Genomic DNA, 7,158 nt, shown 5'->3' on the forward strand with positions numbered 1-7,158 from the left:
CGCCCCGCCCCGGCGGCCATCACGGGAGTCCGCCGACGGGCTGCCCGCCCCCCCATTCGCTGCAGGCGACGGCGAGCGCGCGTGCCGGCAGTCAGCAGTCATCCGGGCCCTGCCATTTCCGACCCGATTCCCCCCACCCGTACGGAGCAGTGATGAACGAGACCACCCGCACTTACGACGTGATCGTCATCGGCGCGGGGCCGGTGGGCGAGAACGTGGCCGAACGCGCTCGTGCCGCCGGGCTGAGCACCGTGATCGTGGAGCGTGAACTGCTGGGCGGCGAGTGCTCCTTCTGGGCCTGCGACCCCAGCAAGGCGCTGCTGCGCCCGGTGGTGGTGCAGGCTGACGCGCGCCGGGTGCCCGGGCTTGACCGGGCGGTCGCCGGGCCTTTGGACGCCAGGGCGGTCCTGGCTCACCGCGACAAGATGGCCTCCTACTGGAAGGACGAGGCCCAGGTCGGCCGACTGGAGTCGGCCGGCGTCGATCTGATCCGCGGCCACGGCCGTCTCGACGGCCCCCGAACCGTCCGCGTCGAGACCGCCGGCGGGGACCCGATCACGCTGTCGGCGCGGCATGCCGTGGCGGTGGCCACCGGCACCCATGCGGCTGTGCCCGCACTTCCCGGCCTGGACACCGTCCGCGCATGGACCAGCCGTGAGGCAACCAGTGCCGGCCAGGTCCCCTCACGCCTGGCCATCGTCGGCGGCGGCGTTGTGGCCGTCGAGATGGCCACCGCCTGGCAGGCGCTCGGCTCCGAGGTGACCCTGCTGGTCCGCGAGGAAGGGCTGCTGCAGCGGATGGAATCCTTCGCCAGCCGGTTGGTGGCCGACGGCCTGCGCGAGGCCGGCGTCGACGTCCGGTTCACCACCTCCGTGGCCCGCCTGGCGCGTGAGAACGGCGAGGTCCAGATCGCCCTTGCCGACGGCGGGCACGTGGTGGCGGACGAGATCCTTTTCACCACCGGCCGGGCCCCCAACACCTGGGACCTGGGGCTGGAGACGATCGGTCTCACCCCGGGCGACTGGCTGAAGGTGGACGACACCTTCCGGGTGACCGGCGTCGCCGACGGCTGGTTGTACGCCGTCGGCGACGTCAACCACCGCGCCCTGCTGACCCACCAGGGCAAGTACCAGGCCCGCATCGCCGGCGCCGTCATCGGGGCGCGCGCACGCGGCGAGGTGGTCGACGACACCCTGTGGGGTGCGCATGTGGCCACCGCCGACCACATGGCCGTACCACAGGTGGTCTTCACGCATCCGGAAGTCGCCTCCGTCGGCATGACCACTCGCGACGCCATCGGTTTCGGGCACCGGATCAAGGTGGTCGACTACGACCTGGCGCACGTGGCGGGCGCCCACCAGTACGTCCAGGGGTACCGCGGCCAGGCCCGCATGCTCGTCGACGTCGACCGTGGCACCGTGGCCGGCGTGACGTTCGCCGGGCCCGGCGTGGCAGAACTGGTGCATTCGGCCACCGTCGCCGTCGCCGGCGAGGTACCGATCGACCGGCTCTGGCATGCCGTGCCCGCCTTCCCCACGATCAGCGAGATCTGGCTGAGGCTGCTGGAAACCCACCGGGGCCAAGGCGCCAGGGCCGCCGGACGTGAGCGCCCAACGCCTTTGGCGTTCGCCGCCGACCGTTGATCACCCCGCGTTGCGCCGCCCCGCGCCAGGGACCCCTCCCGCGGACCTCGTCCCGCTCACCTGCCGCAGGATGCACGCCCTCCCCATACGCCGCGCCGGGCGACAGCTCGGCAAGGAACGCGCCGCCGCCCGCAGGTCGCGCATCGCGGGTCGCGGGTCGCGGGTCGCGGGTCGCGTGACTGTCATGACGGTGGCTGCCGGTACCGCGTCACGTTACCTAGGAACGACGCCACCGCCGCCACGGAATCTAGGTCACGTTCCGGATTACCGCACTTACAGCCCGCGCCCATGATTGAAGTGCGCCGGAAACCGGGAGCGGGCCACACGGCCTCAGCCGACCGGCGGGATCTCGATTCGCGGAAATCTCGGCGACTTCGTGTCGCCCGCCTTTCTGCTCATTCATTTAGACCTTTGGGAGACCATCATGTCCATCACCACCGACCGACACGCCATCCGCCCGTTCACCGTCCAGTTCTCCGAGGCGGAGCTCGCGGACCTGCGGCAGCGCATCCAGGCCACGCGCTTCCCCGAGAAGGAGACCGTCGAGGACCAGTCCCAGGGCACCCAGCTCGACACGGTGCGCAAGCTCGCGGAGTACTGGGCGAACCAGTACGACTGGCGCAAGGTCGAGGCGAAGCTGAACTCCTACCCGCAGTTCATCACCGAGATCGACGGGCTGGACATTCACTTCATCCACGTCCGCTCCAAGCACGAGGACGCACTGCCGGTCATCGTCACGCACGGCTGGCCGGGCTCGGTCGTCGAGCAGCTGAAGATCATCGAGCCGCTGACCAACCCCACCGCCCACGGCGGCGACGCCTCCGACGCCTTCCACGTGGTGATCCCCTCGATGCCCGGCTACGGCTTCTCCGGCAAGCCTGCCGCCAAGGGCTGGGGCCCCGAGCGCATCGCCCGCGCTTGGGGTGAGCTGATGGAGCGCCTGGGCTACACCAAGTACGTCGCGCAGGGCGGCGACTGGGGCGCGATCGTCACCGACCTGATGGGTGCGCAGGAGCCGCAGGGCCTGGCCGGCCTCCACACCAACATGCCCAAGGTGATTCCGGCCGACATCGACGCCGCGCTCGCCAAGGGCGACCCGCTGCCCGAAGGCCTGTCGCTGTCCGAGGAGGAGCAGGCCGCGGTCGAGCAGCTCGGCTTCGTCTACCGGCACGTGTACTACGCCTACATGATGGGCGACCGCCCGCAGTCCCTGACCGGGCTCGCGGACTCCCCTGTGGGCCTGGCCTCTTTCATGCTCGACCACGACGCGAAGAGCCTGGCCCTGATCACCCGGGCTTTCAACGGCGTCGACGAGGGCCTGTCCCGCGATGACGTCCTGGACAACATCACGCTCTTCTGGCTGACCAACACGGCGATCTCCGCGGCACGTCTGTACGCGGAGAACACCACCTCGTTCTTCGGCATCAACAACGTCAAGCTCCCGGTCGCCGTCAGTGCCTTCCCCGACGAGCTCTACCAGGCCCCCAAGAGCTGGACCGAGCAGGCCTACCCCAACCTCGTCCACTACAACCGGCTCCCCAAGGGCGGTCACTTCGCCGCCTGGGAGCAGCCGGAACTGCTGGTCCGCGAGATGCGTGCGGGCTTCCGCTCGATGCGCTGACGCATCGGCCCGTGCCCTACCGCGTGCACAAGCCGTAGCCCGACGGGGCGGCCGGGCGGCTCGACACCGAGCTGCCCGGCCGCCCCGGGCCACCCGGGGGCCGTGGACTGCCCCACCGAAGCCCTGCGGGCGCCGCACACCACGCCCCTGCACCCGATCACTGCCCCGTGACCGCCGCACCGAGTGAGCGCAGCGGGCCGCCCCCTTCCGCCGAGAAAGGGGTCTGTTGTCAGTTTGGAGAACCACATGTCCTCAGCAACAGCGGTGCCCGGCGACACTGCATGCCTGCCGGCCACAACCGACCACGTCAAGGGCCGGCATCGGGGGAAAGCGGCATCCGAACGCCTGCGAGACCTCTGGCCGGCCGGACACGGGCGGCACCGCCGCACCGCAGCGGCCCTCCGCGTACCAGGGCGGACAGGAACCGCTCCCGCTCCCGCATCGATCCCGTCCACCCGGTCAGGTGCACGGGCGAAGGCGACAGTGACAGCGCCGTGATCCGGCAGCCGGCCAGCAGGGAGACCGCACTCGCGCGGTTCGACCGAGAGGCCACGCCCTTCCTCGGCCGAATGTACGCAGCCGCGACAATCATGGCCTGCGGCCATGCCGATCCCGGCGACCTGGTTCAGCGCACCTACCAGCAGGCATTCCAGGCGTTCGAGACGCTGCCCGAGAAAGCCGGCGTGAGAGTCCGGCTGTTCCAGATCCTCGCCGACACCGCGCTCGACACCTCCGGCGACCCGAACCGGCCCGGGGACATGGTCTTCCAGCCCGCCGCACAACGCCCCCAGGAGGTCCCGTGTGAGCGGGCTTTGGTCCCCGACGACCACGCGGCCCGGGTCACACAGGCACTGGACCTGCTGCCCGACGAGGAAGTGTCCGCCGCGCTGCGGCGCCTGCCCGCCGAGGTGCGGATCGTGGTGTACCTGACCGACGCCGAAGACTTCAGCGCCGCCGACATCGGGCAGATCCTGGACGTCAGCCCGGGTAGTGTGCGATCACGTCTGCGCCACGGCCGGAGACTTCTCCTTGAAACGCTCACAGCCGCCGCCCAACGGTGCGGGCTCCTCGACGAACTGCGTGATCGCGTCCCTGCCAACTGACATCCCCTCACGGGGACTTAGCGGCTTGCGGTGACGTTCGCCGTCAAGCGCTCCAGAACAGCCTTGACATCCGCGGCCTCCGCCGCGGTGAGGCCCGCGGCCTGCCCGATCGTGGCCGGAATGACACGCGCACGCTTGCGCAGTTCCGCGCCCTGCTCGGTGAGGCTGATCTGCACCGAACGCTCGTCGTTCGCCTGGCGCTCGCGCCGCACCAGACCATGGGCCTGCAGGCGCTTGAGCAGCGGCGTCAAGGTGCCGTAGTCGAGTTGCAGGAGCTTGCCCAGCGATTTGATGGGCAGCGCCCCGTGTTCCCACAGCACCAGCATCACCAGGTACTGCGGATAGGTCAGGTCGAACTCTTCCAGCAGGGGCCGGTAGCGGTTGGTCAAGGCCCGCTGCGCCGCGTACAGGGCGAAACACATCTGGTCGTCGAGGAGCAGGCTGACCTCGTCAGCCTCCGCCGCCGGCCGCTCAGCGGCGGGCTGGTTCTCACTCATCGCAACTCCTGTCCGCACAATACTCGCGCACTAAACTGTACACCCCACAACTTCCACGCAGGCCATTATATTGCGCACACCTAAAATTGCGACGCTGGGTCGCGGGACCGGCGCGTGGAGTACACGGCGCCCAATGGCGCCAGCGGCCGAGAGGGCACTACCGAGGGCGCTGGTGTCACCAAGTGCGGCACGGGCATTCCGCGCCCCTTGAGGCAGGCCGCTTCCCAGCGGTACACGGCCGCAACCGGCGTCCACAGTCACATGCCCGATGCCGCGGGGCACGCTTTCGCAGTTGGATCGCAGGCAGCGTCTGTGCGTGCGCGGGGCGGGCCCGGGAGGCCGGCAGCGGACGCGGTCCGCTACACGTCCGCTCCCCCAGCCGGCACGGATGCCCTTCTCCCCCACCAGGAATGCGTGATGCCCCAGTACGTCCCCTTGCAGCAGCCGGTTCTCGAACCGGCTGCCCGCGACTTCACCGAAGCCACCGCCGCCCCGCCGTTCCCCTTCGATCTGGGACCGGCAGCAGGCCGCAGGGCGCTGGAGAAGGTGCAGGCCGCAGAGCACCACCACCTTGAGGTGGAGGACAGCTGGATCGCGGTGTCCGGCGGGCCGAAGGGATGCGTCGCGGTGCGCCTTGTGCGCCCGAGGCACGCTGACGGGCCGCTACCCGCCGTCTTGTACCTCCACGGCGGCGGCTGGGTCTTCGGGGGCACACGCACCCACGACCGCCTGATACGCGAACTGGCCGTCGGCACGCGGGCCGCCGTGATCTTCCCTGAGTACAGCCTTTCCCCCGAGGCCCGCTACCCCCAGGCGCTGGAAGAGTGCTACGCGGTCGCCCAATGGGCCACCCGCCACGGCAGTGAGCGCGGCATCGACCCCACACGAATGGCCGTGGCCGGCGACTCCACCGGCGGCAACCTCAGCGCAGCCCTGACGCTGCTGGCCAAGGAACGCGGGGATGTCTCCTTCCGCCATCAGGTGTTGTTCCATCCCGTCACCGACGCGGACTTCGGCACACCCTCCTACCGTCAGTTCGCCGAGGGCTACTTCCTGCGCCGCGATGTCATGCAGTGGTTCTGGGACCAGTACACGACCGACGAAGGACAACGCGCACAGATCACGGCCAGCCCGCTGCGCGCCACCGCGCAGGAACTCGCCGGCCTGCCCCCGGCCCTGGTCATCACCGCGGAAGCCGACGTCCTGAGGGACGAAGGCGAGGCCTACGCCGAGAAACTGCGCACTGCCGGAGTTCCCGTGACCGCGACCCGCTACCAGGCGACCATCCACGACTTCGTCATGCTCAACGCGCTGTCGGCAACCGATGCGGCCCGCACGGCGGTCGCCCAGGCCGTAGCCACCCTCCGCCAGGCGCTTGGCACCGATATCTGACTCCAGGCGGGGGCCTGCGACGCCGTCGCGGTTTGCCACAGCAAGCGTTGCCTCACACAACCATCACTCGGCGTTGCCGCTCCGAGAGACCAAGCGAACACGGGACGGGGCCTCGCACGGCATGGCCGGCATGGCGGTGCTGCGGATGCCCGGCCGACAGTCCATCCAGCAGTCGCGCAACCGCCCTGGTCTCGTCGGGCACCGGGACCCGGACGTTCATGTCGCTACCGGCCACGGCGCCGCAACACCCGGCCGGAGGCGGCCACGGACCCGGCCGACGGTGACCAGACCACCGGGGAGGACAGCCGGCCGTCGCCGGCGACCGCAGGTCGCGCCGGCGGAGCGGGCTTGGTCCTCCGCAGCACCACATCCCGCGTCCATGTATTCTCCTAGTGCAAACGACGGTATGAACTAGTTCAAAGGTCTCTGAATATTTCTGTCTCGCTCTCCACTGCCGATGCGTACGCGGCCGCCGGCCGCACCGTGCCGACCCGGGGCCGAGGACGGACCTGCTGCGACCACGACCTGGTGCCCTCGATCCCCGATGCGGACCGCCTCCGCCGCGTTGCTCCCGTCCGCGACGACGCGGCGGCCGCGCCGCCGGTCCTTCACGCCGGCGCCGGTGAACGGCTCTGCGTGCACGGCCCCACCGGTTCCCCTCCGCCGGGCAGCACCGGAAGGGAGGCCGGGCTCCGCAGGCCGGGCCCGCCGGCGAGAGCCGGCACCCATCGGGCACCCGGGGTTGTCTGCGACCTCGACATGCCGGTCACCGGCCCAGGCCACCACGCCGGACGCTGACCGTAGTCCGCACACAGGCCCCGCCCCTGGCCGGCGAACGGCCGGCTGCGGCCGCACACCACGTCGGCCGGCACGCTCAACCGGCCCCGCCCGCCGTACCCCCG

Annotated in this window: 5 protein-coding genes; 4 read left to right on the forward strand and 1 reads right to left on the reverse strand. The window is 70.5% G+C overall.

Features of this window, described 5'->3' with window-relative positions:
• Window positions 1–152: 152 nt before the first annotated feature.
• The 3 genes from PV341_RS42390 (at window position 153) to PV341_RS42400 (ending at window position 4,367) form a co-directional block, all read left to right on the forward strand.
• Window positions 153–1,643, forward strand: coding sequence for a dihydrolipoyl dehydrogenase family protein (locus tag PV341_RS42390; RefSeq protein ID WP_500328248.1), 1,491 nt, complete (start codon window positions 153–155; stop codon window positions 1,641–1,643).
• Window positions 1,644–2,067: 424 nt separating this feature from the next.
• Entirely contained in the window at window positions 2,068–3,264 is a 1,197-nt protein-coding gene (locus PV341_RS42395; RefSeq protein ID WP_500328249.1) for an epoxide hydrolase family protein, read from the forward strand.
• Between the two features lie 494 nt (window positions 3,265–3,758).
• The gene (locus PV341_RS42400) at window positions 3,759–4,367 is read left to right on the forward strand and encodes an RNA polymerase sigma factor (protein ID WP_500328250.1); all 609 of its coding nucleotides are present in this window, start codon (window positions 3,759–3,761) and stop codon (window positions 4,365–4,367) included.
• Between the two features lie 17 nt (window positions 4,368–4,384).
• On the opposite strand, the gene PV341_RS42405 is transcribed toward PV341_RS42400, so the two are convergent.
• On the reverse strand, window positions 4,385–4,864 hold the full coding sequence (locus tag PV341_RS42405) for a MarR family winged helix-turn-helix transcriptional regulator (protein WP_500328251.1): 480 nt from the start codon (window positions 4,862–4,864) through the stop codon (window positions 4,385–4,387).
• 417 nt (window positions 4,865–5,281) lie between these two features.
• Between PV341_RS42405 and PV341_RS42410 the strand changes: the two genes are divergently transcribed.
• A complete protein-coding gene (locus PV341_RS42410; protein ID WP_500328252.1) occupies window positions 5,282–6,256 on the forward strand; it encodes an alpha/beta hydrolase in 975 nt (324 codons plus the stop codon).
• The last annotated feature ends 902 nt before the right edge of the window (window positions 6,257–7,158 follow it).

The sequence above is a fragment of the Streptomyces sp. PA03-1a genome, assembly GCF_033792805.1.
Lineage (GTDB): Bacteria > Actinomycetota > Actinomycetes > Streptomycetales > Streptomycetaceae > Actinacidiphila.